General features: G+C 72.1%; 16 protein-coding genes. 7 read left to right on the forward strand and 9 right to left on the reverse strand.

Features of this window, described 5'->3' with window-relative positions; genetic code table 11:
* Positions 1-92 precede the first annotated feature (92 nt).
* Positions 93-743, reverse strand: a complete 651-nt coding sequence (locus ABT025_RS19010; RefSeq protein ID WP_350995427.1) for a mycothiol-dependent nitroreductase Rv2466c family protein — start codon at positions 741-743, stop codon at positions 93-95.
* A gap of 134 nt (positions 744-877) precedes the next feature.
* Between ABT025_RS19010 and pepN (ABT025_RS19015) the strand changes: the two genes are divergently transcribed.
* The 4 genes from pepN (ABT025_RS19015) to ABT025_RS19030 all read left to right on the forward strand — a co-directional run bounded on the left by pepN (ABT025_RS19015) (position 878) and on the right by ABT025_RS19030 (position 9551).
* Positions 878-3481: an aminopeptidase N gene (gene pepN, locus ABT025_RS19015; RefSeq protein ID WP_350995429.1), complete on the forward strand. Its 2604-nt coding sequence runs from the start codon at positions 878-880 to the stop codon at positions 3479-3481.
* A gap of 296 nt (positions 3482-3777) precedes the next feature.
* Positions 3778-4845: a hypothetical protein gene (locus ABT025_RS19020; protein WP_350995431.1), complete on the forward strand. Its 1068-nt coding sequence runs from the start codon at positions 3778-3780 to the stop codon at positions 4843-4845.
* Positions 4846-5021: 176 nt separating this feature from the next.
* A complete protein-coding gene (locus ABT025_RS19025) occupies positions 5022-8333 on the forward strand; it encodes a S8 family serine peptidase (protein ID WP_350995432.1) in 3312 nt (1103 codons plus the stop codon).
* Positions 8334-8522: 189 nt separating this feature from the next.
* Complete coding sequence (locus ABT025_RS19030; protein ID WP_350995433.1) at positions 8523-9551, forward strand: aspartate-semialdehyde dehydrogenase; 1029 nt, start codon at positions 8523-8525, stop codon at positions 9549-9551.
* 57 nt (positions 9552-9608) lie between these two features.
* Here ABT025_RS19030 and ABT025_RS19035 read toward each other — a convergent pair whose 3' ends face one another.
* Positions 9609-10109: a DUF1203 domain-containing protein gene (locus tag ABT025_RS19035; protein WP_350995434.1), complete on the reverse strand. Its 501-nt coding sequence runs from the start codon at positions 10107-10109 to the stop codon at positions 9609-9611.
* Between the two features lie 112 nt (positions 10110-10221).
* Between ABT025_RS19035 and pepN (ABT025_RS19040) the strand changes: the two genes are divergently transcribed.
* The gene (gene pepN / locus ABT025_RS19040) at positions 10222-12798 is read left to right on the forward strand and encodes an aminopeptidase N (protein WP_350995436.1); all 2577 of its coding nucleotides are present in this window, start codon (positions 10222-10224) and stop codon (positions 12796-12798) included.
* 84 nt (positions 12799-12882) lie between these two features.
* Here the strand turns inward: pepN (ABT025_RS19040) and ABT025_RS19045 are convergent, their stop codons facing one another.
* The 6 genes from ABT025_RS19045 to ABT025_RS19070 form a co-directional block, all read right to left on the reverse strand.
* A complete protein-coding gene (locus ABT025_RS19045; RefSeq protein WP_350995438.1) occupies positions 12883-13344 on the reverse strand; it encodes a hypothetical protein in 462 nt (153 codons plus the stop codon).
* 164 nt (positions 13345-13508) lie between these two features.
* On the reverse strand, positions 13509-14648 hold the full coding sequence (gene alc, locus ABT025_RS19050; RefSeq protein WP_350995440.1) for an allantoicase: 1140 nt from the start codon (positions 14646-14648) through the stop codon (positions 13509-13511).
* A 58-nt stretch (positions 14649-14706) separates the two neighbouring features.
* Positions 14707-15627 (reverse strand): LysR family transcriptional regulator, encoded by a 921-nt coding sequence (locus ABT025_RS19055; protein ID WP_350995442.1) that lies wholly within the window; start codon positions 15625-15627, stop codon positions 14707-14709.
* A 117-nt stretch (positions 15628-15744) separates the two neighbouring features.
* On the reverse strand, positions 15745-15975 hold the full coding sequence (locus tag ABT025_RS19060) for a hypothetical protein (protein ID WP_326736202.1): 231 nt from the start codon (positions 15973-15975) through the stop codon (positions 15745-15747).
* A 20-nt stretch (positions 15976-15995) separates the two neighbouring features.
* Positions 15996-18230, reverse strand: a complete 2235-nt coding sequence (gene malQ, locus ABT025_RS19065; RefSeq protein WP_350995445.1) for a 4-alpha-glucanotransferase — start codon at positions 18228-18230, stop codon at positions 15996-15998.
* The gene (locus ABT025_RS19070) at positions 18231-18521 is read right to left on the reverse strand and encodes a hypothetical protein (protein WP_350995447.1); all 291 of its coding nucleotides are present in this window, start codon (positions 18519-18521) and stop codon (positions 18231-18233) included. It lies immediately after the preceding gene.
* 309 nt (positions 18522-18830) lie between these two features.
* Between ABT025_RS19070 and ABT025_RS19075 the strand changes: the two genes are divergently transcribed.
* The gene (locus ABT025_RS19075) at positions 18831-21839 is read left to right on the forward strand and encodes a glycoside hydrolase family 84 protein (RefSeq protein ID WP_350995449.1); all 3009 of its coding nucleotides are present in this window, start codon (positions 18831-18833) and stop codon (positions 21837-21839) included.
* A 110-nt stretch (positions 21840-21949) separates the two neighbouring features.
* Here the strand turns inward: ABT025_RS19075 and ABT025_RS19080 are convergent, their stop codons facing one another.
* Complete coding sequence (locus tag ABT025_RS19080; protein WP_350995451.1) at positions 21950-22486, reverse strand: HNH endonuclease; 537 nt, start codon at positions 22484-22486, stop codon at positions 21950-21952.
* 377 nt (positions 22487-22863) lie between these two features.
* Between ABT025_RS19080 and ABT025_RS19085 the strand changes: the two genes are divergently transcribed.
* On the forward strand, positions 22864-23934 hold the full coding sequence (locus ABT025_RS19085) for a mechanosensitive ion channel family protein (RefSeq protein WP_350995453.1): 1071 nt from the start codon (positions 22864-22866) through the stop codon (positions 23932-23934).
* The last annotated feature ends 400 nt before the right edge of the window (positions 23935-24334 follow it).

The raw sequence follows: 24334 nt of genomic DNA on the forward strand, positions 1-24334 counted from the left end.
TTTTACGGGCGGGGGGGCGCCCCAACCGGCGCGGGTGGTCGGGTTCCGCCCGGGGGGGGGGGGGCCGCCCCCCCCCCCGCGCCCGAGGACGGTCAGTCGAAGACCGGGCCCTGCGTCCGGGTCCGCTTGATCTCGTAGAAGCCCGGGATCGACGCGACCAGGAGCGTGCCGTCCCACAGCTTCGCCGCGTCCTCGCCCTTCGGGGCGGGGGTGACGACCGGACCGAAGAAGGCGATCTGCTCGCCGTCCGCGCCGGGCACCGCGATGACCGGGGTGCCGACGTCCTGGCCGACCTTGTCGATGCCCTCCTGGTGGGAGGCGCGCAGCTCGGTGTCGTACGCGTCGGAGTCGGCGTACTCCGCGAGCTCGACCGGCAGGTCGACGTCCTTCAGCGCGCCCACGATCGCCTCGCGGGTGGGGCCCTCGCCCTGGTTGTGGAAACGGGTGCCGAGCGCGGTGTAGAGCGGGCCGACGATGTCGTCGCCGTGCTTCTGCTGGGCGGCGATCACCACACGGACCGGGCCCCAGGCCTTGTGCTCCAGCATGTCGCGGTACTCGTCGGGAAGCTCGTCCAGCCGGTTCTCGTTGAGCACGGCCAGGCTCATCACGTGCCAGCGGACCTCGACGTCGCGGACCTTCTCCACCTCCAGCATCCAGCGGGAGGTCATCCAGGCCCAGGGGCAGAGCGGGTCGAACCAGAAATCGGCGGGGGTCTTGCCGGTCACCGTGCTGTTGTCAGACATCTCTCTCCTCATGAGGGCCGATCGCATGCTGTGACCGAGAACACCGACGGGCGCCCCCGCCATTCCCGAACGCGTGGCCGGAAGGCGGCATGGGAGGATCAAAATATTCGAAGGTGACACAAAGGAGTGTGCTCGTGCCCGGTGAGAACCTGTCCCGCGACGAGGCCCGTGAGCGGGCCGAGCTGCTGACCGTCGACGGTTACGACGTCGTGCTCGACGTCCGTTCCGCGATCGGTGGGCCCGACGGGGAGGGTGAGCAGACCTCCGGTCCGCGGACCTTCCGCTCGGTGACGACCATCCGGTTCCGCTCGGCGCGTGCCGGTGCGACGACGTTCGCCGACCTGATCGCCCCGTCCGTGAACGCGGTGACCCTGGACGGCACCGCGCTGGACCCGGCGGCCGTCTTCGACGGCGTGCGGGTGACCCTGGCGGACCTGCCGGAGGGCGAACACGTCCTGGTGGTCGACGCGCAGTGCGCGTACAGCAGGACCGGCGAGGGCATGCACCGCTTCGTCGACCCCGAGGACGGCGAGGTCTACCTCTACACGCAGTACGAGCCGGCGGACTCGCGGCGCGTCTTCGCCAACTTCGAGCAGCCCGACCTCAAGGCACCCTTCCGCTTCCAGGTGACGGCCCCCGCCAAGTGGACGGTCTGGAGCAACGGCGCCGAGGAGTCCCGCGAGGGCGGGGTGTGGCGGTTCGCCGAGACGAAGCCGATCTCGACGTACATCACGGCGGTCGTCGCCGGTCCGTACCACTACGTGACCGACTCCTACAGCCGTACGTTCGACGACGGCACGACGCTGGACATCCCGCTCGGCGCGATGTGCCGCAAGGGGCTCGCCCGGCACTTCGACGCCGACGACGTCTTCCTGATCACCAAGCAGGGCCTGGACTTCTTCCACGACAACTTCGACTACCCGTACCCGTTCGGCAAGTACGACCAGGCGTTCGTGCCCGAGTACAACCTCGGCGCGATGGAGAACCCTGGCTGTGTCACGTTCCGCGAGGAATACATCTTCCGCGGCAAGGTGACGCGGGCGGCGTACGAGAGCCGGGCCAACGTCATCCTGCACGAGATGGCGCACATGTGGTTCGGCGACCTCGTCACCATGCAGTGGTGGGACGACCTGTGGCTCAAGGAGTCCTTCGCCGACTTCATGGGCGTCTTCGCCATGGTGGAGTCCACGCGGTTCCAGGACGGCTGGATCACCTTCGCCAACAACCGCAAGTCCTGGGCCTACCGCGCCGACCAGCTGCCGTCCACCCACCCGATCACGGCCGACATCCGTGACCTGGAGGACGCCAAGCTGAACTTCGACGGCATCACGTACGCCAAGGGCGCCTCGGTGCTGAAGCAGCTGGTGGCGTACGTGGGACGGGACGCGTTCCTGGAGGGCGCACGGCGCTACTTCAAGAAGCACGCGTACGGCAACACACAGCTGGGCGACCTGCTGTCGGTGCTGGCCGAGACGTCCGGGCGGGACATGACCTCGTGGTCGCGCTCCTGGCTGCAGACCGCCGGTGTCAACTCGCTGACCCCGGTGGCGACCTACGACGCCGCGGACCGGATCACCGAACTGGCGGTCCTCCAGGAGGCCGCCGAGTCCCACCCGGAGCTGCGCCCGCACCGGGTCGCGGTCGGCCTGTACCGGCGCACGCCCGACGGCGCCCTGGTGCGTTACGCCCGGGCCGAGGCGGACGTGGCGGGGCCGCGCACCGTGATCACGGAGCTGGCCGGGGCCGAGCGGCCCGAGCTGGTCCTCGTCAACGACGACGACCTGACGTACTGCAAGGTCCGCTTCGACGAGGTGTCGCTGGCCACGCTCCGGACGCACCTGGGCGACATCACGGACCCGCTCGCGCGGGCGCTGTGCTGGTCCGCGCTGTGGAACCTCACCCGGGACGGACTGATGCCGGCCCGCGACTTCGTCTCGCTGGTCCTGGCCTTCTCCGGCCGGGAGACGGACATCGGTGTGCTCCAGATGCTGCACGCCTGGACCAGGACCGCGCTGGTGCACTACGCGGCGCCCGCGTGGCGCGAGGAGGGCGGCCGGGCACTGGCCGAGGGCGCGCTGCGCGAGCTGCGGCTCGCCGCGCCGGGCAGCGAGCACCAGCTGGCCTGGGCCCGCTTCTTCGCGGCGGTCGCCGCCTCGGACACGGACCTCCAGCTGCTGTCCGGGCTGCTCGCCGGCACGGCCCGGATCGACGGGCTCGACGTCGACCAGGAGCTGCGCTGGGCGTTCCTGGAGCCGCTGGCCTCGCACAGCGCGGCCGACGAGGCGGCCATCGGCGCCGAACTGGCCCGGGACGACACCGCGTCCGGCAAGCGCCACCAGGTCCGGTGCCTGGCCTCGCGGCCGTCGGCAGCGGTCAAGGCACAGGCCTGGGCGGGCGTCGTGGAGTCGGACGCGCTGTCCAACGCGCTGGTGGAGGCGACGATCGCGGGGTTCGAGCAGTCCTCGCAGCGGGAGTTGCTGGCGCCGTACGCGAGCACGTACTTCGAGGTGATCGAGCGGGTGTGGGCGGAGCGGTCCATCCAGATCGGGATGGCCGTGGTGAAGGGCCTGTTCCCGGCCCTTCAGGACGATCCCGCCACGCTGGAGGCGACGGACACGTGGCTGACGGCGCACGCGGACGCGGCGCCCGCGCTGCGGCGGCTGGTGCTGGAGGCCCGGGACGACCTGGCCCGGGGGCTGCGCGCCCAGGCGTGTGACGGCGGAGCCGTCCGAGGGTGATCCGGGCCGTCCGGTGTGACGCCCTCGCCGGGGTGCCGTTTCCTCGGCGAGGGTCGCGTCCTCGAATGCCGGACGGGCCGGATGCCGACGGACGGGCCGGGTCGGAGCCCCCGCGGGGCGTGCGCCTCAGGCGCTCGGCGGGGGTGGCGCGCCCCCCTGCGAGCCGCCCGTAATCCCTGGCGTGTCGGGCCTTTTCGGCTGTCGAACGTCCGTACTTCAGGACGGTGTTGTCCTGGAATGTCGACGAGCCTGTAACAGGGGTCGAGGCCCCGGCCGCCGGCGGGATACACCGGAGCATGACCCAGAACACCCCGCTCTCGCCCTGCCACCTCCGCATCACCTCCGACGTCCGGCAACGCGTCCTGTCCGCCGCCCAGTTGAAGGCCCGCGGGGTCTCCCCCGCGCAGGCCGGCGAGCAGTGCCGGACCGGCGGGCCCTGGCAGCAGCCGCTGCCCGGAGTCTTCGTGCTGCACCCGGGGCCGCTCAGCGGCCGGGAGCGGCTGCGATCGGCCCTGCTGTACGCGGGACGGGCCCCGTCCTCCGGGCGCCGGAGCGGGCCCGCGCGGGCCGGCGGTACGGATGACGGGTACGGCGAGGCGATGGTCACCGGCCTGGCCGCGCTCTCGCTGTACGGCTTCGCCGCCGCCCCGCCCGCCGTTTCCACGGACCGCGTCGACGTGCTGGTGCCTCGCGCCCGCCGGCTGCGGTCGGTCCGGTACGTCCGTCTGGTGCGGACGTCCGAACCGCCGCGGCCCGAGCAGCTGGACGGGATGCCGGTGGCTCCGGTGGCCCGGGCCCTGGCGGACGCCGTCGCGGGCCTCACTGACGGCCATGCCGTACGTCGGCTGCTCACCGAGGCGGTCCGCGGGGGCCACTGCGAACCCGCGGTCCTGGTCGGAGAGTTGAACCGCGCCAAGGTGCTCGGCCGGCCCCAGGTGGTGAACGCCGTGGACTCCCTGCTCGCCGAGGGCCGGGCGCTGGCGGAGGAGCGGCTGTACGACATGGTGCGCACCCACGGGCTCCCGGAGCCGCTGTGGAACGTGGACCTGCGGCTGCCCGGCGGCCCGCACCTGGGTGCCGTCGACGCCTACTGGCCCGAGGAGGCGGTCGCCGTCGAGCTCGACACCAGGGCCCCGCGCCACAGCCGGCTCGACGACGCCCGCCGCCGGCAGGAGCACGAGGCCGAGTGGTCCGCGTACGCCACCCGGCGCGAGCACCTGGAACGGCTCGGCGTCACCGTCGTCAACCTCACGCCGAAGAGGCTTCGTGACGCGAGGGAGCAGCAGGCGGCCGTCGTCCGGACGGCGCTGACGGCGGCGGCCGACCGTGATCCGGCCGCGTACGTGATGATCCTGCCCAGGTGAGGCCCCCGAGCGCCGGGTATGAGCTATTTCGTCCCACGTGACGCTTCGGCCCCAGTGGCGGATTTCCGCCATGCCCACAACTCGCCCCTCACAACTCTCCACAAACCCCTGTCATTTACGAAAGGGTGAGCGGTCATCCGGTACCGATTTCCGGACTCTCTCTTTCACATACAGGGATGCTGATGACCTCCGAATCCCCCAGTTCCATACCCGGGGCGAGACGCGTGGCCCGCGTCGCGGCCGCCGCCGGACTGGTGGCCGCCCTGGCCGCCACCGGCGCCGTTCCCGTCTTCGCGGCCGACGACCCGGCCACCGCCCCCGTCAAGGCTGCCGCCGGCAACGCCTCGGCGGACAAGCTCGGCACGGCCGACGCCGATGTTCTCGCCAAGGCCAAGGCCAAGGGCGAGAAGAACATCACGATGATGGTCGCCACCGCCCCCGGCGCGACCGAGCAGGTCACCAAGCAGCTGGACGCCGTCAAGGGCTCCGTGCTGGGCCGTGCGTACGACAAGCTCGGCTATGTCCGGGCCACCGTGCCCACCGCGGCCGCCGAGGCCACCATCAAGGCGGCCTCGAAGCTGACCTCCGTCCACGGCATCGATCTCAAGCAGGAGATCGTGCTGGACGACCCGACCCCCGCGGCCGACCGGGCGACCGGCAGCCGGACCGCGGTGAAGTCGACCGGGACGTACCCGGCGCCGGACAGGAAGACCCCGGCGAAGAACCCGTACAACCCGTCCTTCGAGACGGGTGCGGTCGACTTCGTCAAGCAGCACCCGAAGGCCGACGGCCGCGGCGTGACCATCGGCATCCTCGACTCGGGTGTCGACCTCGGCCACCCCGCGCTGCAGAAGACCACCACCGGTGAGCGCAAGATCACCGACTGGGTGACGGCCACCGACCCGGTCAGTGACGACGACGGCACCTGGCTGCAGATGACGGACGCCGTGTCCGGCCCGACGTTCACCTACGACGGCCGTACCTACTCGGCCCCGGCGGGCTCGTACAAGATCAGCGTGTTCGAGGAGGCCGCCACCAAGGGTGGCGACATGGCGGGCGACCTCAACCGCGACGGTGACACCACCGACGCGTGGGCCGTCCTGTACGACCCGGTCACCGGCACCACCCGGGTGGACCTGAACAACAACGCGGACTTCTCCGACGACGCCGTCCTGAAGCCGTACAAGGAGAAGCACCAGGTCTCCTACTTCGGTACGGACGACCCGCGGACCGACGTCGTCGAGCGCATCCCGTTCGTCGTGGAGACCCGCAAGGACGTCGTGTACGACGCCGCGGGCAACACCTCCGACTACGTCAGCATCGGTGTCATCGAGTCCGAGCACGGCACGCACGTCGCGGGCATCACCGCGGCGAACGGCCTGTTCGGCGGCAAGATGAACGGTGCCGCGCCCGGCGCGAAGATCGTCTCCTCGCGTGCCTGCACCTGGTCCGGCGGCTGCACCAACATCGCGCTCACCGAGGGCATGATCGACCTCGTGGTGAACCGCGGCGTCGACGTCGTCAACATGTCGATCGGCGGACTGCCGCCGCTCAACGACGGCAACAACGCCCGCTCGGAGCTGTACAAGCGCCTCATCGACATCTACGGCGTCCAGCTGGTCATCTCGGCCGGCAACGACGGCCCCGGTGTCAACACCATCGGTGACCCCGGCCTCGCCGACCACGTCATCTCGGTGGGCGCGTCCATCTCCAAGGAGACCTGGGCCGCGAACTACGGCTCCGGCGTCACCAAGAAGTACGACATGCTGCCCTTCTCCTCGCGCGGTCCGCGTGAGGACGGCGGCTTCACGCCGACCCTGACGGCCCCCGGCGCGTCGATCAACTCGACGCAGACCTGGCTGCCCGGCGGTCCGGTCAAGGAGGCGGGTTACTCCCTCCCGGCCGGCTACTCCATGCTCCAGGGCACGTCGATGGCCTCCCCGCAGGCCGCCGGCGCGACCGCGCTGCTGCTGTCCGCCGCGAAGCAGAAGCACATCGAGCTGCCCCCGGCCGATCTGCGCACCGCGCTGACCAGCACCGCCACCCAGATCAAGGGAGTGCCCGCGCACGCCCAGGGTGCCGGTCTGATCAACATCGTCGGCGCCTGGAAGCAGATCGAGAAGAAGGGCGCCCCGGCGCACGAGTACACGGTGAAGGCCCCGGTCGACACCGCGATCGACTTCGCGCTGAAGACCCCGGGCTTCGGCACCGGCCTGTACGACCGCGAGGGCGGCCTCAAGGCCGGCCAGAAGAAGTCGTACGACGTCACGGTCACCCGCACCACGGGCCCGGACAAGGACGTCAGGCACAAGCTCTCCTGGAAGTACAACGACGGCACCTTCAAGCTGACCGGCCCGAGCACCGTCTCGCTGCCGCTCGGCAAGCCGGTGACGGTCAAGGTCCAGGCGAAGCCGGGCAGCGCGGGCGTGCACAGCGCGATCCTGCAGCTCGACGACGCGAAGACCTCCGGCGTGGACCAGCAGATCCTGACGACGGTCGTCGTCGCCAAGGACCTGGTGAAGCCGGGTTACGCGTACACGGCGTCCGGCTCGGTGCAGCGCAACGGCACCACGTCGTACTTCGTCAACGTGCCGGAGGGCTCCAAGACCCTCGAGGTCGCCATGAGCGCCCTTCGCTCGGGCAGCCAGACCCGCTTCATCTCCATCCACCCGTACGGGGTCGCGGTGGAGGACAGCGGGACGCCGTTCTGCTACCCGAACTACGAGAACCCGGCCAACACCTGCCGCCCCGACGTGCGCTCGTACGCCGACCCGCAGGCCGGCGTCTGGGAGATCGAGGTCGAGGCCCGGCGCACGTCGCCGCTGCTGGACAACCCGTACAAGCTGGATGTCTCGCTGCTCGGCGCGACCTTCGACCCGGCGGTGCAGACCATCGCCGAGGCGAAGATCGGCACCCCGGCCGCGGTGAACTGGACGGTCACCAACAACGCGGGTGACCTGGCGGGCAAGCTCAAGGGCGGCTCGCTGGGCTCGGCCGACGTCGAGCGTCCGTCGATCTCCACGGGCGGCGAGTACGTCAAGCAGGTCACCATCGGTGCGGGTGTCGAGAAGCTCGACGTCGCCATCGGCGGCACCTCGGACGCCAACGCCGACCTGGACCTGTACGTCTTCAAGGGCGCGGCCCAGGTGGGTGCCTCCACCACGGCCGGCTCCGAGGAGACCGTCAGCCTGGTGAAGCCCGCCGCGGGCACGTACACGGTCATCATCGACGGGTACGACGTTCCGGCCGGAACCACCGAGTACGACTACCGCGACGTGTACTACTCGCCGTCGCTCGGCGCGATCAACGTCGACGAGTCGAAGGCCGTCGACCTGGCCTCCGGCGCGTCGGCCCAGGTCGGTGCCGAGGTCGCGGTCGCCGGGGCGGCCCCCGAGGGCCGGCAGTTCTTCGGCGAGGTCCAGCTGGTGAACGCACGCGGCACCGCCGCGGGCACCGGCAGCGTCGTGATCGAGAAGGTCGCACCGTAGCCGCATCGCGGTGACCATGTGATCCGTACGACAGTGGGGCGGGCGCTCAACGGGCGCCCGCCCCACTGCGCTGTCCGCACCCCGTCCGCATCCCGTCCGCAGGTCGGACAATGGATTGGACAAGGAAGCCGTGGACATACGCATCATGGAGCGGCAACCGTGCCCGTTCGTCCGTTTGAAGGAGTCCCCGTGAAGGTCGGAATCGTCGGCGCCACCGGTCAGGTCGGCACAGTCATGCGCAGCATCCTGGCCGAGCGGAAGTTCCCCGTCGCCGAACTGCGGCTCTTCGCCTCCGCACGCTCCGCGGGCTCCACGATCGCCTACGAGGGCACCGACATCACCGTCGAGGACGCCTCCACGGCCGACTACAGCGGCCTGGACATCGTGCTGTTCTCGGCCGGCGGCTCGACGTCGAAGGCGCTCGCCGAGAAGGTCGCCGCTCAGGGCGCCGTCGTGATCGACAACTCCTCCGCCTGGCGCAAGGACCCCGAGGTCCCGCTGGTCGTCTCCGAGGTCAACCCGCACGCGATCGCGAACCGCCCCAAGGGCATCATCGCCAACCCGAACTGCACCACGATGGCCGCCATGCCCGTGCTGCGCCCGCTGCACGACGAGGCCGGCCTGAAGACGCTGACCGTCGCCACGTACCAGGCGGTGTCCGGCTCCGGAGTGGCCGGCGTCGTCGAGCTGCACGGCCAGGCGTCCAAGGTCGTCGCCGACGCCGACAAGCTGACCCACGACGGCGGAGCCGTCGACTTCCCCGAGCCGGCCGTCTACAAGCGCCCCATCGCCTTCAACGTGCTGCCGCTGGCCGGTGCCATCGTCGACGACGGGTCCTTCGAGACGGACGAGGAGCAGAAGCTCCGCAACGAGTCCCGCAAGATCCTGGAGATCCCGGAGCTGAAGGTGTCCGGCACCTGCGTCCGGGTCCCGGTCTTCTCCGGCCACTCCCTCCAGGTCAACGCCCGTTTCGCGCGTCCGATCAGCGTGGAGCGCGCGTACGAGCTGCTGAAGGACGCGCCGGGCGTCGAGCTCTCGGAGATCCCCACCCCGCTCCAGGCGGCCGGCCAGGACGCGTCCTTCGTCGGGCGCATCCGCGTCGACGAGACCGTGGAGCACGGTCTCGCGCTGTTCGTCTCCAACGACAACCTGCGCAAGGGCGCCGCGCTGAACGCGGTGCAGATCGCGGAGCTGGTAGCGGCGGAGCTGAAGGGCTGACCCGCGCCTCAAACCCCTCCGGCGGCTGAGGAGCGGGGCCGGGGCGGAGCCCCGGGGTCAGGCTCGGCGCACCTCGAAGTGCCAGCAGCCGTACTCCACGGCCCTGACGTGCACGAGCGCCACCTCCGGATCGGCGAAGGCCTCCGCGATGGCCTCGTCGTACCCCCGCTCCTCGTCGGCCGGGATCTCCATCAGGCGGCCGCCCACGATCTGCCCGTCCGCGTTGTAGCGGCGGACGGTGCGCAGCGCGCCCGCCCGCGAGAACGGGTAGCCGTGGCGGCCGGCCCCGGGCCCGTCGCATTCCCCGGCGTGGATGAAGACCGGGCCCTGCTCGTCGTACGCCCCCGGGTGGGCCCCGGTCGCCGCCGCCCAGCGCCGCAGCGGCGCGTACGAGACGAGGGCGATCTCCTCCCCCACCTCGTTGCCCCGCAGACAGCAGCGCAGCGGGCTGCCCGCGTCCGTGGCGGTGTACGGGACGCAGGGGCGTCCCGCGTCGTCGGTGTCCCGGAGTTCCTTCAGCGCGGCCGGGTCGATCGCGCGTGCCTCGTAACTGGTCATACGACGAGAATGGCCCGCCCGGCCTTCGAGGTCCGGCGGAAAACGGACATCGCTCTGACAGGGGTCACGTGGAAGGATGGCGGGAAACATCGCATAGCAAGGAGATGACCGCGTGCCTGGCACGAATCTGACCCGCGAAGAGGCACAGGAGCGGGCGCGCCTGCTGACCGTGGACGCGTACGAGATCGATCTCGACCTCTCCGGAGCGCAGGAGGGCGGGACCTACCGGTCCGTCACCGTCGTGCGCTTCGACTCCGCCGAAGCCGGTGCGGAGACCTTCATCGACCTGGTCGCCCCCGCGGTGCACGAGGTCGAGCTGAACGGCAAGGCCCTGGACGTCGCGGCCGTGTTCCGCGATTCGCGCATCACGCTGCCGCACCTGGCGGCGGGTTCCAACGAGCTGAAGGTCGTCGCCGACTGCTCGTACACCAACACGGGTGAGGGTCTGCACCGGTTCGTCGACCCGGTCGACGAGCAGGCCTACCTGTACACCCAGTTCGAGGTCCCGGACGCGCGCCGCGTCTTCGCGAGCTTCGAGCAGCCGGACCTGAAGGCGACCTTCCGGTTCACCGTGAAGGCCCCGACCGGCTGGACCGTGATCTCCAACTCGCCGACGCCGGAGCCCAAGGACGACGTCTGGTCCTTCGAGCCGACGCCGCGCATCTCCTCGTACATCACGGCGCTGATCGTGGGCCCGTACCACTCGGTGCACAGCAGCTACGAGAAGGACGGCCAGTCCGTCCCGCTCGGCATCTACTGCCGTCCGTCGCTCGCCGAGTACCTCGACGCGGACGCGATCTTCGACGTGACGCGGCTGGGCTTCGACTGGTTCCAGGAGAAGTTCGACTACGCGTACCCCTTCGCCAAGTACGACCAGCTCTTCGTCCCCGAGTTCAACGCGGGCGCGATGGAGAACGCGGGCGCGGTCACCATCCGCGACCAGTACGTCTTCCGCTCCAAGGTGACGGACGCGGCGTACGAGACGCGGGCCGAGACGATCCTGCACGAGCTGGCCCACATGTGGTTCGGCGACCTCGTCACCATGGAGTGGTGGAACGACCTGTGGCTGAACGAGTCGTTCGCCACCTACACCTCGATCGCGTGCCTGGCGTACGCCGAGGGCTCGCAGTGGCCTCACTCCTGGACCACGTTCGCCAACTCCATGAAGACGTGGGCGTACCGCCAGGACCAGCTGCCCTCGACGCACCCGATCATGGCGGACATCCGTGACCTGGACGACGTCCTGGTCAACTTCGACGGCATCACGTACGCCAAGGGCGCCTCGGTCCTGAAACAGCTGGTGGCGTACGTCGGCATGGACGCGTTCTTCAAGGGCGTCCAGGCGTACTTCAAGGCGCACGCCTTCGGCAACACCCGGCTCTCCGACCTGCTGGGCGCGCTGGAGGAGACCTCCGGCCGCGATCTGAAGACCTGGTCGAAGGCGTGGCTGGAGACCGCGGGCATCAACATCCTGCGCCCGGAGATCGAGACGGACGAAGACGGTCACGTCACCTCGTTCACCGTCCTCCAGGAGGCACCGGCACTGCCCGCGGGCGCGAAGGGCGAGCCGACGCTGCGGCCCCACCGGATCGCCATCGGCTGCTACAACCTGAACGAGGCGGGCAAGCTGGTCCGTACGGACCGGATCGAGCTGGACGTCGACGGCGAGCGCACCACGGTGCCGTTCCCGGCCGGCACCGCGCGCCCGGCCGTCATCCTCCTCAACGACGACGACCTCTCGTACGCGAAGGTCCGCCTCGACGAGGAGTCGCTGCGGGTCGTCACCGAGCACCTGGGCGACTTCACCGAGTCGCTGCCGCGGGCCCTGTGCTGGGCGTCCGCCTGGGACATGACCCGCGACAGCGAACTGGCCACGCGCGACTACCTCTCGCTCGTCCTGTCCGGGGTCGGCAAGGAGTCGGACATCGGCGTCGTCCAGTCGCTGCACCGTCAGGTGAAGACGGCGCTGGACCTGTACGCGGCGCCGGACTGGCGCGAGGCGGGTCTGACCCAGTGGACCGAGGCGACGCTCGCGCACCTGCGCGCGGCGGAGCCGGGCAGCGACCACCAGCTGGCCTGGGCCCGCGCCTTCGCGGCCACGGCCCGCAACCCGCAGCAGCTCGACCTGCTGCAGGCGCTGCTCGACGGAACCGAGGTGATCGAGGGCCTGGCCGTCGACACCGAGCTGCGCTGGGCGTTCGTGGAGCGGCTTGCCGCCACCGGACTGCTCGACGACGAGGAGATCGACGCCGAGTACGCGCGCGACCGGACGGCGGCGGGTGAGCGCCACGCGGCGGCCGCCCGTGCGGCGCGTCCCTCCGAGGAGGCGAAGGCCGAGGCGTGGGCGTCGGTCGTCGAGTCCGACAAGCTGCCGAACTCCCTCCAGGAGGCGGTCATCGAGGGGTTCGTCCAGACCGACCAGCGCGAACTGCTGGCCCCGTACACGGAGAAGTTCTTCGCCACGGTGAAGGACGTCTGGGACTCGCGGAGCCATGAGATGGCACAGCAGGTCGCCATCGGTCTCTACCCGGCGCTCCATGTCTCGCAGGAGACCCTGGACGCCACGGACGCCTGGCTGGCCTCGGCCGAGCCGGGCGCCGCGCTGCGCCGGCTGATGTCGGAGTCCCGGTCGGGTGTGGAGCGTGCGCTGAAGGCCCGTTCGGCGGACGCGGCGGCGGCGACCGCGTAAGCGCCGCACCACCGCACACGTGAGGGGCGCCTCCTTCGGGGGCGCCCCTTCGCGTTCGAGCCGTGGGTGTGGGCGGCTACCGCATCACTCCGGCTGCGGCGCCAGGATGAGCGGCCGGTCCTCGCCCGACCTGGCCTGCGCCACGACCTGTTCGGCGGGCGTCCCGGCGGGTGCCGTGAGTACGGCGGTGATGTCCGTGGCCCGTGCGTACGTACCGGGGCTGACCTGTGCGCTCACCCGCAGGAGCCGCAACGCCTCCGGGTCGGCCGCCGACCGTTCGGGGAACCGGTCCGCGGCGGCCTCGATGCCCTTGAGGACGGCGGGGTACGCGACGATGTCCACGGTCAGCAGCTCGCCGTCCAGCCGGCGCTCGGCCCAGCCGTCCGTCTGCACGAAGCAGAGGCAGCCGTCGCCCTCGTATCCGTACGTTCCGAGCCCCGCGACGGCGTCCTCGTCCGCGGCCCCTCCCTCGGAGACGATCACGACGGGCATCACGGAGTCCGGTTCGTCCGGGTCCAGTCCGGTGCACAGCACGAGCTCTGCCATCTGTCATCCTCACGGGAGCGAAGCAACGGAACCGACCGTGGGCAGGGTAGTCCGTCCGTCGGGGCCGCTTTCCCGGGTGTCCCCCGGGGCGTGGAGACCGCCCGGCGGGCAGGCGCCGCGGCGCAGCCGTCCGCCGGGCGGGAGCAGGGATTGCGGTACCGCTCTCAGGCGCCCGACTCCTCGTGGCGGCGGGCCAGTTCGGCCGCGCCCGACTCCGTGAGCGAGCCGTGCAGGCGCATCCGGGCCACTCCGCCGTCGGGGAAGGCGTCGAGGCGTACGTGGGTGACGACGGCCTGGGCGCGGAGCGGGAAGCGGTGCGGGGTGTCGGGCTGGAGCCTCGTGCGCGGGATGATCTCGAACCACTCGCCCGTCTCGCCGTTACGGCCCTGGAGGGCGATCCAGCCGGCCGCGTTGCCCTTGAGGCAGGCCGTGTCGATCTCGACCGCGCGGACCGCGCCCTGGGCGGGCAGCCGGAAGCGTACCCAGTCGTTGGTGTCGCGGACGCGGCGGCGGCGGTTCTCCCAGCCGTCGTCCATCCTGCGGGAGGTGCCGGGCAGGATGATCTGGGTCGGCGAGGAGTAGAAGCGGTCGGAGGCGTCCTCGTAACTGCCGCCGTTCAGGACCGAGATCAGGTCGAAGGTGCCGAGCGTGGCGAGCCAGGACGGGTCGGGGAGCACCTCGCCGTGCACGCGGAGCCGGGCGATGCCGCCGTCGGGGTGCTGGCAGAGGCGGAGGTGGGTGTAGCGGCGTCCGCCGGTGATCTCGAAGCCGTTGGCGGCGTGGCCGCGTACGGGGGCCGGCGGGATGATCTCCTCCCACTTCACGTCGTCGGCGAGGAGTTCGGCGGGGCCGGGCGAGCCGTCGACGGACGTCGCCCGGACCGACACGCGCTGCGGGTAGTTGCCGCGGAAGTGGGCCGTGTCGACGACGATCCCGCGGATGATGCCGGGGGCGCCGAGGCGGATCAGGGCCCAGTCGTGCTCGTCCGGGGCGGGGAACGGGTGTGCGGCGTCCGCGCCGCGCCTGCGGCGGGTCTCCCAGCCGTCCATGATCTTGCCCTTGTGGCCGAAGCGCTCGGGGTCGAAGACCGCGCGCTCCCGGACCAGGAGGTTCTCGCGCTGGGCGAAGAACTCGTCGTTGGCGGCGATCACGCCCGCGCCGAGGCGGCGGTCGGCGAGGTCGACGAGGTCGGTGAAGGGGAGGTCGGTGGTGCGGTAGTCGGCGTACGGGTCACCGCCGTCGTACGGGGCGGCGTCGTTGGCGTGGGGGTCGTCGTGGCGGTTCTCATTCTGTTCGAAGGTCATGCGTTCACTGTCGTACGACGGAAGCCATCAGGTCCATCGAAAGTTTTCGCATGAATCGTTAAGGCCGACTGAACGGTTTCGCGGCCTCGCGCAACGCCGTGAGCACCCGGGACACGGCCGGACCCTGCTCGGCGCCCTGCCGGACCGCGGCCACCACATGGCGGCGCGGCCGGTCCTCGTCGAGGATCCGCAGCACCACACCGTCCCGGCCCTGCCGCTCCGCCGACGCCATGCGCGGGATCAGCGCCACCCCCATGTCCGCCTCGACCATGGCGAGGATCGCCGTCCAGCCGGAGGCGCTGTGCGCCTGTTCCGGGACGAAGCCCGCGGCCTCGCACGCGGCCGTGGTGATCTCGGACCAGGGTCCCGATCCGCCGAAGATCCACGGCTCGGCGGACAGGTCCGCCAGCCGCAGCCCGGGCACGGCGGCCAGCCGGTGGCCTGCCGGCAGCGCCACGTCCAGGGGGTCGGCGAGCAGCGGCAGCACGGCGAACCGGGGGTCACGGGCGGTCGGGGCGTGGGCGGCCAGCGAGAGGGCCAGGTCCACCTCGCCTGCGACGAGGAGTTCGTACGCCTGCGCCGCCTCGGCCTCCCGGACCCGCACGTCCGGCCCCGGGCGGTCCTCGCCGCGCAGCGTCCGCACGGCCGGCACGACCAGGGCGGGGACGGCGGTGGCGAACGCCGCGATCCGCACCTCGCCCGCCTCGCCGTGCAGATAGCCGGTCAGTTCGGCGTCGGCGCGCTCCAGTTGGGCGAAGACCGCCTCGGCGTGCCGCAGCACCAGGTGGGCGGCGTCGGTCAGGCGGACGCGCCGCCCCTGCGCCTTCAGCAGCGGTACGCCGAGCTGCCTGGAGAGGTTGGAGAGCTGCTGGGAGACGGCCGAGGGGGTCATCAGCAGCGCCTCGGCCGCAGCGGTGACGGTGCCCCGGTCGTGCAGGGCACGCAGGATGCGGAGCTTCTTGACGTCCCACTCGATCATGGCCGCAACCTACCGGGCGGACCGGGCTCCGCTCCGGGTCCGGACATGCGAATGCGCCGCGCGGTACCTCGGTACCGGCGGCGCACCCGGGGGTGTCCGGGGTGTCCTGAGCAGCCCTCAGGCCTGCTTCTTGGACTTGTCGAGGACCATGACCAGGCCCGCGATGACCGCGAACAGGGCGATGGGCGCCACGACGAACAGACCGATCGTGTCGATCACGCTCAAGCCCGGACCCGGGTCGTCGCCGTCGTCGCGGGTGAGCGCGAGCGCGGGGGACGACATCAGCAGCATCATCAGCGTCGTTCCGGCAGCGACGGCGCCGGCGCGCATAGCGTTCTTCTTGTCCACGGTGCAAACGTAGCGAACGCCTACGCGGGCCGCTCGCCCGGGGGTGCCGTACGGGGCCTCGGGGGATCTTGGTGAGGTCTGAGGACGTCCATCAGCCGGTGCAGCCGGGGTGAGGCTGCGAGTTCCTCCAGGGTGACCGGGTGGCCCTCGGCGTCGGCGATGGGCAGTCGCCAGTTGGGGTACTGGTCCCAGGTGCCCGGCAGGTTCTGCGGGCGGCGGTCGCCGATCGTGTCCGGGAGCCAGACCCCGGCCATGCGCGCGGGGGTGCGCAGCAGGAAGCGGTGGACGGCCCGGACGGCTGCCTCCTCGTCGCCGCCGCCCTCGGGGAGCAGGCCGAGGCGGGAGAGCAGGCCGAGCCACTCCGCGGTGTCGGTGCCGTCCTCGGTGCGCTCCTCGTCCAGCGGGCGGGTGAGCAGGCCGAGGCGGTGGCGCAGCGTCACATGGTCGCCGGTCAGCCTGGCCGCGGTGGACGGCAGGTCGTGGGTGGTGGCGGTGGCCAGGCAGTCCTCGCGCCATTCCTCGGGTGCGAGCGGGCGGCCGGTGCCCGACCAGTCCCGCTCGAACCAGAGCACGGAGGTGCCGAGGACGCCGCGGCGGGCGAGCGCCTCGCGGACGCCCGGTTCCACGGTGCCGAGGTCCTCCCCCATGACGACGGTGCCGGCGCGGTGGGCCTCCAGGACGAGGACGGCGAGCATCGCCTCCGCGTCGTGGCTGACGTAGGTGCCCTCGGTGGGCGGGCGCCCCTCGGGCACCCACCAGAGCCGGAACAGACCCATGACGTGGTCGATGCGCAGGGCACCGGCGTGGGCGAGGAGCCCGCGCAGCAGTCCTCGGTACGGGGCGTAGCCGGACGCGGCGAGCGCGTCGGGTCTCCAGGGCGGCAGCCCCCAGTCCTGGCCGCGGGCGTTGAAGGCGTCCGGGGGGGCGCCGACGGACATGCCGTGCGCGAAGGCGTCCTGCTGGGCCCAGGTGTCGGCGCCGCCGGGGTGCACGCCCACGGCGAGGTCGTGGACGATCCCGACGGCCATCCCGGCGTCCTTCGCGGCGCGCTGGGCGGCGGCGAGCTGAGCGTCGGTCAGCCAGGCCAGCCGGCAGTGGTAATCGACCCGGTCCAGCAGTTCGGCACGGGCTCGGGCGGTCTCCTTGGAGCGGGGGTCGCGCAGGCCGGCCGGCCAGGTGTGCCAGTCGGAGCCGTGCAGCTCGGCGAGGGCGCACCACAGGGCGTGGTCCTCCAGAGCCTGCCCCTGCTCGGCCAGGAAGTCGCAGTAGGCCGCGCGACGGCCGGGCGTCAGGGATACGGCGACGAGGATGTCGAGGGCCTGCCGCTTGAGCTCCCAGACGGCGTCCCGGTCGATCAGGGCGCCCTTGTTCAGCACGGCGTCGCTGAGCTCTCCGGCGCGGCGGCGCAGCTCGTCGAGCGCGGCCGGGTCGGGCGCGTGGCCGTACTCCGGGACGGACTCGATGTGCAGGTGCACGGGGTCGGGGAACCGCCGCGATGACGGGCGGTAGGGCGAGGGGTCGGTGGGGGTGCCGAGGACCGCGGCGTGCAGCGGGTTGACCTGGACGAAGCCCGCGCCGAGGGAGCGCCCCGACCAGGAGGCGAGGTCGGCGAGGTCCCCGAGGTCGCCCATGCCCCAGGAGCGGGCGGAGAGCAGGGAGTAGAGCTGGACGAGGAAGCCGTGACTGCGCCCGGGGGGCTGCGGGACCCGGTCGGGGGCCATCACGAGCGTGCAGGTCTCGGCCGGCGCACCCGGTGCCCGGACGCTCAGCCGGTGCACTCCGAGCGGCGGCTCGGTCCACCAGCCCGGCACGGCGGGGGTACGCGGCGGGGCCGTCCCAGGCGTCGTGGGGGTGCCTGCGCCCGGCGTTCCGGGGTCCGCGGCGGCGGCGCGGACGGCACCCGGGCCGGAAACGGCCGGAACCGTACCCCTGGCGGGGATGTGCATCGAGGGCGGCGGAGCCGGAGCGGGCTCCTCCGGACGGACCGTCAGCACCGTGCCGGGCGGCAGTGAGGTCAGGGCCGGGGGCAGCGGCTCCCCGGTCCACACCACCAGCGTGGCCGGGAGCAGCCGGGTGCCGGCCGCGGACTCGGCGGCGGCGAGCGCCTCCCGTACCGCTTCCGGCGTGGCGGCGTCGACACCGAGCGCGGCGAGAACCGCGACGACCGTGCCCTCGGGGACGGGCACCGTGACGTCGGCGGACGGGGAGAAGGAGGTGGCGACGCCGTGCAGTGCGGCGAGCCGGGACAAGCCCATTCAGACTCCTGGGGACTCCATGCCCCGAGCGCTGCCGGAAGAAGCCGGCTCGCTGGTCAGCGGGGCGAGGACGGCGAGCGGGGGTTCGCTGGTCAGTGGTGTGGCATCGGCGAGCGGGGGCTCGCTGGTCAGGGGTATGGCGTCGGCCAGCGGCGCTTCACTGGTGAGCGGGCCGGGGGCGGTGGCCGGGCATGCGCTGATCAGCGGGGCGGGACCCGGCACCTGTCCGGTGGGGGCATCCGGCACCTCCGGGGTCAGGGCGGAGAGCAGAAGCTGCGCTGCGGCGGGCATGGTGGCCTCCTGGCCGTGGGGAACAGGACACAGCAGGCCTACCCAGCGGACGCGGCCGCAGACGTAGGCGTTATGACAACGAGTTGAACGTGCTCCGGGTCACAATCCGTTCCCGGGAGGCCGGATTTCCGTAAGACGTCCGCCTGTTTCGGCCATTCGGCGCCGTCTTTCGCGCGCACCGACGATCACCGCACCCCCTTCAAGCCAACCGACATACAGGGCATTCACCCCACAACAACCAGGCGCATTGACACCCTCGCGCGCGGGTGGTGGGCTCGGGATCCACCGGTGGGAGCGAGGGAGACAGGCATGCGGCTCAGGCGCAGGAAGCACGCGACGGCCGTCGCCGTGGCCGTGCTCGGCGGGCTGCTCTCCGCCGGGGCCCCCGCCGCCGTCGCGGCCCCCTCGGCACCCGGCACCCCCGCCGTCACCACACCGGACCGCACCGACGACGCCGCTCCGCCCGCCGTGTGGCCGCGGCCGCAGAGCATCAAGGCGTCAGGGTCCTCGGTCCCGCTCTCGGGCGAGGTGACGCTCCTCGCCGACGACCGGGCCGACCCGTACGCGGTCGACGCGCTCCGCCAGGTGCTGCGCGACGCGGGCGTACGGACCGTCCACGAGACGCTGCCCGGCGGCGGGCCCGTCATCAGGCTCGGCGGGAACGGCGCCGTCGACGCACTGCGCACACTGCGCGCGCCCGACCGCGCCGATCTCCCGTCCGGCGGCTACCGGCTCGCGGTCGGCCGGGTCGCGGGCCGGGACACCGTCGCCGTGGACGGCGTCGGTGACGACGGCCTGTTCCACGCGGTGCAGACGCTGCGTCAGCTGACCGGGGGCGGCCGCATCGCCGGCGTCACCGTCCGGGACTGGCCGGCCGGCGCCGTACGAGGGATGACCGAGGGCTTCTACGGACAGCCCTGGTCCCAGGAGGAACGGCTCTCCCAGCTCGGCTTCATGGGGCGCACCAAACAGAACCGCTACCTCTACGCGGCCGGCGACGACCCGTACCGGCAGGACCGCTGGCGCGATCCCTACCCCGCCGGGCAGCGTGCCGAATTCCGCGCACTGGCCGAGCGGGCCGCCGCCGAGCATGTGACGCTCGGCTGGGCCGTGGCTCCCGGCCAGTCCATGTGCCTGTCGTCGGACCGCGACGTGAAGGCGCTGACGAAGAAGATCGACGCGATGTGGGCGCTGGGCGTGCGGGTCTTCCAGGTGCAGTTCCAGGACGTCAGCTACAGCGAATGGCACTGCTCGGCCGACGCCGACACCTTCGGCAGCGGCCCGGAGGCCGCGGCCAGGGCGCAGGCCCGCGTCGTGAGCGAGGTGGCGCAGCACCTCTCGGACCGCCACCCGGGCTCGGAGCCGCTGTCGATGATGCCGACGGAGTTCTACCAGGACGGGGCGACGGACTACCGCACCGCGCTGGCCAAGGAACTCGACGACCGGGTGCAGGTCGCCTGGACCGGGGTCGGGGTCGTGCCGAGGACCATCACCGGCGGAGAACTGGCGGGTGCCCGCACCACGTTCCGCCATCCGCTGGTCACGATGGACAACTACCCCGTCAACGACTACGCACAGGACCGGATCTTCCTGGGCCCCTACACCGGCCGCGACCCGGCGGTCGCCATCGGCTCGGCGGCGCTGCTGGCCAACGCGATGGAGCAGCCGTCCGCTTCCCGGATCCCGCTGTTCACCGCCGCCGACTTCGCCTGGAATCCGAAGGGGTACCAGCCGCAGGAGTCCTGGCAGGCCGCCCTGGACGACCTCGCGGGCGGCGACGCACGCAGCCGGGACGCGCTGCGCGCGCTGGCGGGCAACAGCACGGGCTCGGTGCTGGGCGGCGACGAATCGGCTTACCTCCAGCCGCTGCTCGCCGCGTTCTGGAAGTCCCGTACGGGCGACGACGCCCGGGCGCACGACGAGGCGGCACGCCGGCTGCGGGCCGCGTTCACCGTGATGCGCGAGACCCCTCAGCGCCTGGCCGGGCTGGCCGACGGGCGCCTCGACGGCGAAGTGCAGCCGTGGAGCGAGCAGTTGGCCCGCTACGGCAGGGCGGGCGAGCTGGCCGTCGATCTGCTCCGGGCGCAGGCGCGCGACGACGGAGCGGCCGCCTGGGAGGCCTCGCTGGCCCTGGAACCGGCTCTCGACGCCGTGAAGACGGGCGCCGCGACGGTCGGCAAGGGCGTGCTCGGCCCGTTCCTCGACCGGGCGCGCAAGGAGGCCGACGCCTGGACCGGTTCGGACCGCGACAACGGCACGGTGGCCGAGGCTCCGGGCAGCTACACGGTGCGGTTCGCCCGGGTGCGCCCGCTGGAGGCCGTCACCGCGATGGCGGTGCCGGGCGACGACACGACCGCGACAGGGGCCACGGTCCAGGCCCATGTGCCCGGCGAGGGCTGGCGCAGCCTCGGAACCCTGTCGGCGCGGGGCTGGACCCAGTCGCCGGGCCAGGGCGTGCGGGCCGACGCGGTCCGGATCAGCTGGCCGACCGTCACCCCGTCGATCACCGGCGCACCGCCCCTGATCATCCCCCCTCTCGCGGGCGCCGCCCCGTCCGCCGGAACGGCTCCCCGGGTACGCTCGCTCGTCCCGTGGTTCGGCGACGAACCCGCCGCCCGGCTCGCTCTCGCACGCGGGGAGACGGACGCCGAGATCGGCGGCAAACCGCAGCGGGTCGAGGCGCAGCTGTCCGCGCGCCGCCCGGCCGAGGTGCGCGGCGCACTCACCGCGAAGGCGCCCAGGGGCATCAAGGTGCAGGTACCGAAGCAGACGACCGTGCCACGCGGTTCCCGCACCGGAGTGCCCGTGGAGATCACCGTCGCCGCGGACACGCCCGCGGGTGAGTACGAGGTGCCGTTCTCCTTCGGTACCGAGGAGACCACCCTGACCGTCCGGGCCTTCCCCCGTACGGCGGGCCCCGATCTGCTGCGTACGGCCACCGCCTCCTCGTCCGGCGACGAGACCGCGGACTTCCCGGCGACGGCCGCCTCGGACGGCGACCCGAAGACCCGCTGGTCCTCTCCGGCCGAGGACGGCGCCTGGTGGCAGGCCGAGCTGCCGGCCGCGGCACGGGTCGGCCAGGTCGTGCTGGACTGGCAGGACGCCTACGCCTCCGGCTACCGCGTACAGGTCTCCGCCGACGGCCGCACCTGGCGCACGGCGGCCACCGTCCGCAACGGCGGCGGCGGCCGCGAATCGGTCCGGATGGACGCGAAGGACACCCGTTTCATCAGGATCCAGGGCGACGGGCGTGCCACCGAGTACGGCTACTCGCTCTGGTCGGTCCAGGCATACGCGGTGGCCGGGCAGGACGACTGACGCACCCCGGGACGGCCTGGGCCCGCGCACCTGGGTCCCGGGACCGTCGGAGCCCGGGACGCGCCGAGGCTCAGGACGGCCGGGGCCCGGCGGTTCCGGGCCCCGGCTGCTCAGGCCGAGATGCCGTCGATCCGGGCCATCGCGTCGTCCGCGCCGAACGGCTGCAAGTAGGGCAGCCAGCGCGGGTCGCGGTGTCCCGTGCCGATGATCCGCCAGGCCAGCCCGGTCGGCGGGGCGGGCTGCTGGTGCAGCCGCCAGCCGAGCTCGGGCAGATGGCGGTCCGCCTTGACGTGGTTGCAGCGGCGGCAGGCGGCCACCACGTTGTCCCAGACGTGCTGCCCGCCGCGGCTGCGCGGAATGACATGGTCGACGCTGGTCGCGGCGGCGCCGCAGTACATGCAGCGCCCTCCGTCCCTGGCGAAGAGCGCCCGGCGGGTCAGCGGGACGGGCCCCCGGTACGGGACGCGGACGAACCGCTTCAGGCGGACGACGCTCGGGGCCGGGACGGCGCGGGTGGCACTGTGCATGAAGGCGCCGGACTCCTCGAGACAAATGGCCTTGTTCTCGAGGACGAGGACGAGCGCGCGGCGGAGCGGTACGACGCCGAGTGGCTCGTACGACGCGTTGAGAACCAGGACATGCGGCACGTGGACGCCTCCTTGTACGCCGGCGGCGCGTGGCTCGCGCCGGGACGATCCGATCTCAGTCTCCCCTCCTGCCTGGTCGGAGCGCCACCACGTGCGGGTAACGGGCCGGAGGGATTTTCCCTCCGGGGCCCTGCCATCCGTACGCCGGGACGCGCCGGAACAGGCGCTTCGGAGCCCCTGCCACCGCGATCGCGTCCGGTGTGCGATCGGCCACAGGCCGTCCGCACACCGCGCTGCGCCGCCCATGCCGGACAGGGCCCCTTACTTCTCGCATATCCCCGGGTGAGACGCGTCTCTCCCCTCGATCACGGCAACGGAGCATTCCGGATGCCCCGTTAGTGTGGTTGTTCAGCGTTCGCCCAACCGGAGGTCTCACCGTGTCCCTGTCCGCCCTGTTGGCCGCTGCTCCGTCGCCCGAGCCCGGTGGCTCGCTGGACGAAGCGGCGAAGCAGGCGGGCAACGCCGCGAGCTGGGTCGAGGAGAACTGGTCCACCTGGCTGAACACGGGTCTGCGGATCGTGCTCATCGCCGCCATCGCGATCGCGTTGCGCATCGCCGTCCGCCGCACCCTGACCAAGCTCATCGAGCGCATGAACCGCAGCGCCCAGGCGGTGGAGGGCACCGCGCTCGGCGGTCTGCTGGTCAACGCGGAACGGCGCCGCCAGCGCTCGGAGGCGATCGGTTCGGTACTCCGTTCGGTGGCCTCGTTCCTGATCCTCGGCACGGCCGCCCTGATGATCCTGGGCGCGTTCGAGATCAATCTGGCCCCCCTGCTGGCCTCCGCGGGGGTCGCCGGGGTGGCGCTCGGCTTCGGTGCGCGCAACCTGGTCACCGACTTCCTATCCGGCGTCTTCATGATCCTCGAGGACCAGTACGGCGTCGGCGACACCATCGACGCGGGCGTCGCCTCGGGCGAGGTCATCGAGGTCGGCCTGCGGGTCACCAAGCTGCGCGGCGACAACGGTGAGATCTGGTACGTCCGCAACGGCGAGGTGAAGCGGATCGGCAACCTCAGCCAGGGCTGGTCCACCGCCGGCGTCGACGTACAGGTACGCCCCACGGAGGACCTCGACCAGGTACGTACGGTGATCACCGAGGCCGCCCAGCAGATGGCCAAGGACGACCCGTGGACCGAGCGCCTGTGGGGCCCGGTGGAGATCCTGGGCCTGGATTCGGTGCTGCTCGACTCGATGACGGTCCGGGTGACCGCGAAGACGATGCCGGGCAAGGCCCTGGGCGTGGAGCGCGAGCTGCGCTGGCGCATCAAGCGCGCCTTCGACGAGGCGGGTATCCGCATGGTCGGCGGCATCCCCGCCCAGCCCGACGAGCCCTCCGCCGCCGACCCCACGGCCGCGATGGCCGCCCCCTCGGCCTACGCCTCGGCCACCTCGCCCCAGTCCCTGGCGGCGACGCCGATACCTCCGTCCGCGCCGAACATCTCGAAGTAGGCACGGCCCCCACCCGTCGAGGGGCGCCCCGCGAGGTCTGCGGGGCGCCCCTCGCGCGTGTGGTGCGGTGAGGTCTCCCAGGCCGTCCCCGCCATCCGGCACCCGTTCTCCGGGAGATCAGGAGCCGGCCCGTAGCAGGCCGTGAGGGTCATGACCGCCGCAATGCGCTCTCCGCCACCGGAGCCGCCGCCGGCGCCGTCACAGCGGCCGGAGCAGCCGTAGCGCCCTTCGAGCGAGTCAGTGCACGGGCAACTCGGTTCAGCAGCGCCGGTGTTGGGAATACACACCCCCGTGACACCGCCCGGCGCGGAGCGGCGCCGCACAGGCGCCGCCCGCACCCAGGTAACGCTTTGGTTGCCACCGCGGTGCAGACCATTGACGCCCCGGTGACGTGCGCCCT

This window comes from Streptomyces sp. NPDC002809 (genome assembly GCF_040295435.1).
GTDB lineage: Bacteria > Actinomycetota > Actinomycetes > Streptomycetales > Streptomycetaceae > Streptomyces.

Excerpts from the sequence above, each read along its gene's own strand:
- ABT025_RS19010 (WP_350995427.1), bottom strand. The coding sequence starts at position 743 with ATGTCTGACAACAGCACGGTGACCGGCAAGACCCCCGCCGATTTCTGG.
- ABT025_RS19020 (WP_350995431.1), top strand. The coding sequence starts at position 3,778 with ATGACCCAGAACACCCCGCTCTCGCCCTGCCACCTCCGCATCACCTCC.
- ABT025_RS19025 (WP_350995432.1), top strand. The coding sequence starts at position 5,022 with ATGCTGATGACCTCCGAATCCCCCAGTTCCATACCCGGGGCGAGACGC.
- ABT025_RS19035 (WP_350995434.1), bottom strand. The coding sequence starts at position 10,109 with ATGACCAGTTACGAGGCACGCGCGATCGACCCGGCCGCGCTGAAGGAA.
- ABT025_RS19045 (WP_350995438.1), bottom strand. The coding sequence starts at position 13,344 with ATGGCAGAGCTCGTGCTGTGCACCGGACTGGACCCGGACGAACCGGAC.
- alc (WP_350995440.1), bottom strand. The coding sequence starts at position 14,648 with ATGACCTTCGAACAGAATGAGAACCGCCACGACGACCCCCACGCCAAC.
- ABT025_RS19055 (WP_350995442.1), bottom strand. The coding sequence starts at position 15,627 with ATGATCGAGTGGGACGTCAAGAAGCTCCGCATCCTGCGTGCCCTGCAC.
- malQ (WP_350995445.1), bottom strand. The coding sequence starts at position 18,230 with ATGGGCTTGTCCCGGCTCGCCGCACTGCACGGCGTCGCCACCTCCTTC.
- ABT025_RS19070 (WP_350995447.1), bottom strand. The coding sequence starts at position 18,521 with ATGCCCGCCGCAGCGCAGCTTCTGCTCTCCGCCCTGACCCCGGAGGTG.
- ABT025_RS19075 (WP_350995449.1), top strand. The coding sequence starts at position 18,831 with ATGCGGCTCAGGCGCAGGAAGCACGCGACGGCCGTCGCCGTGGCCGTG.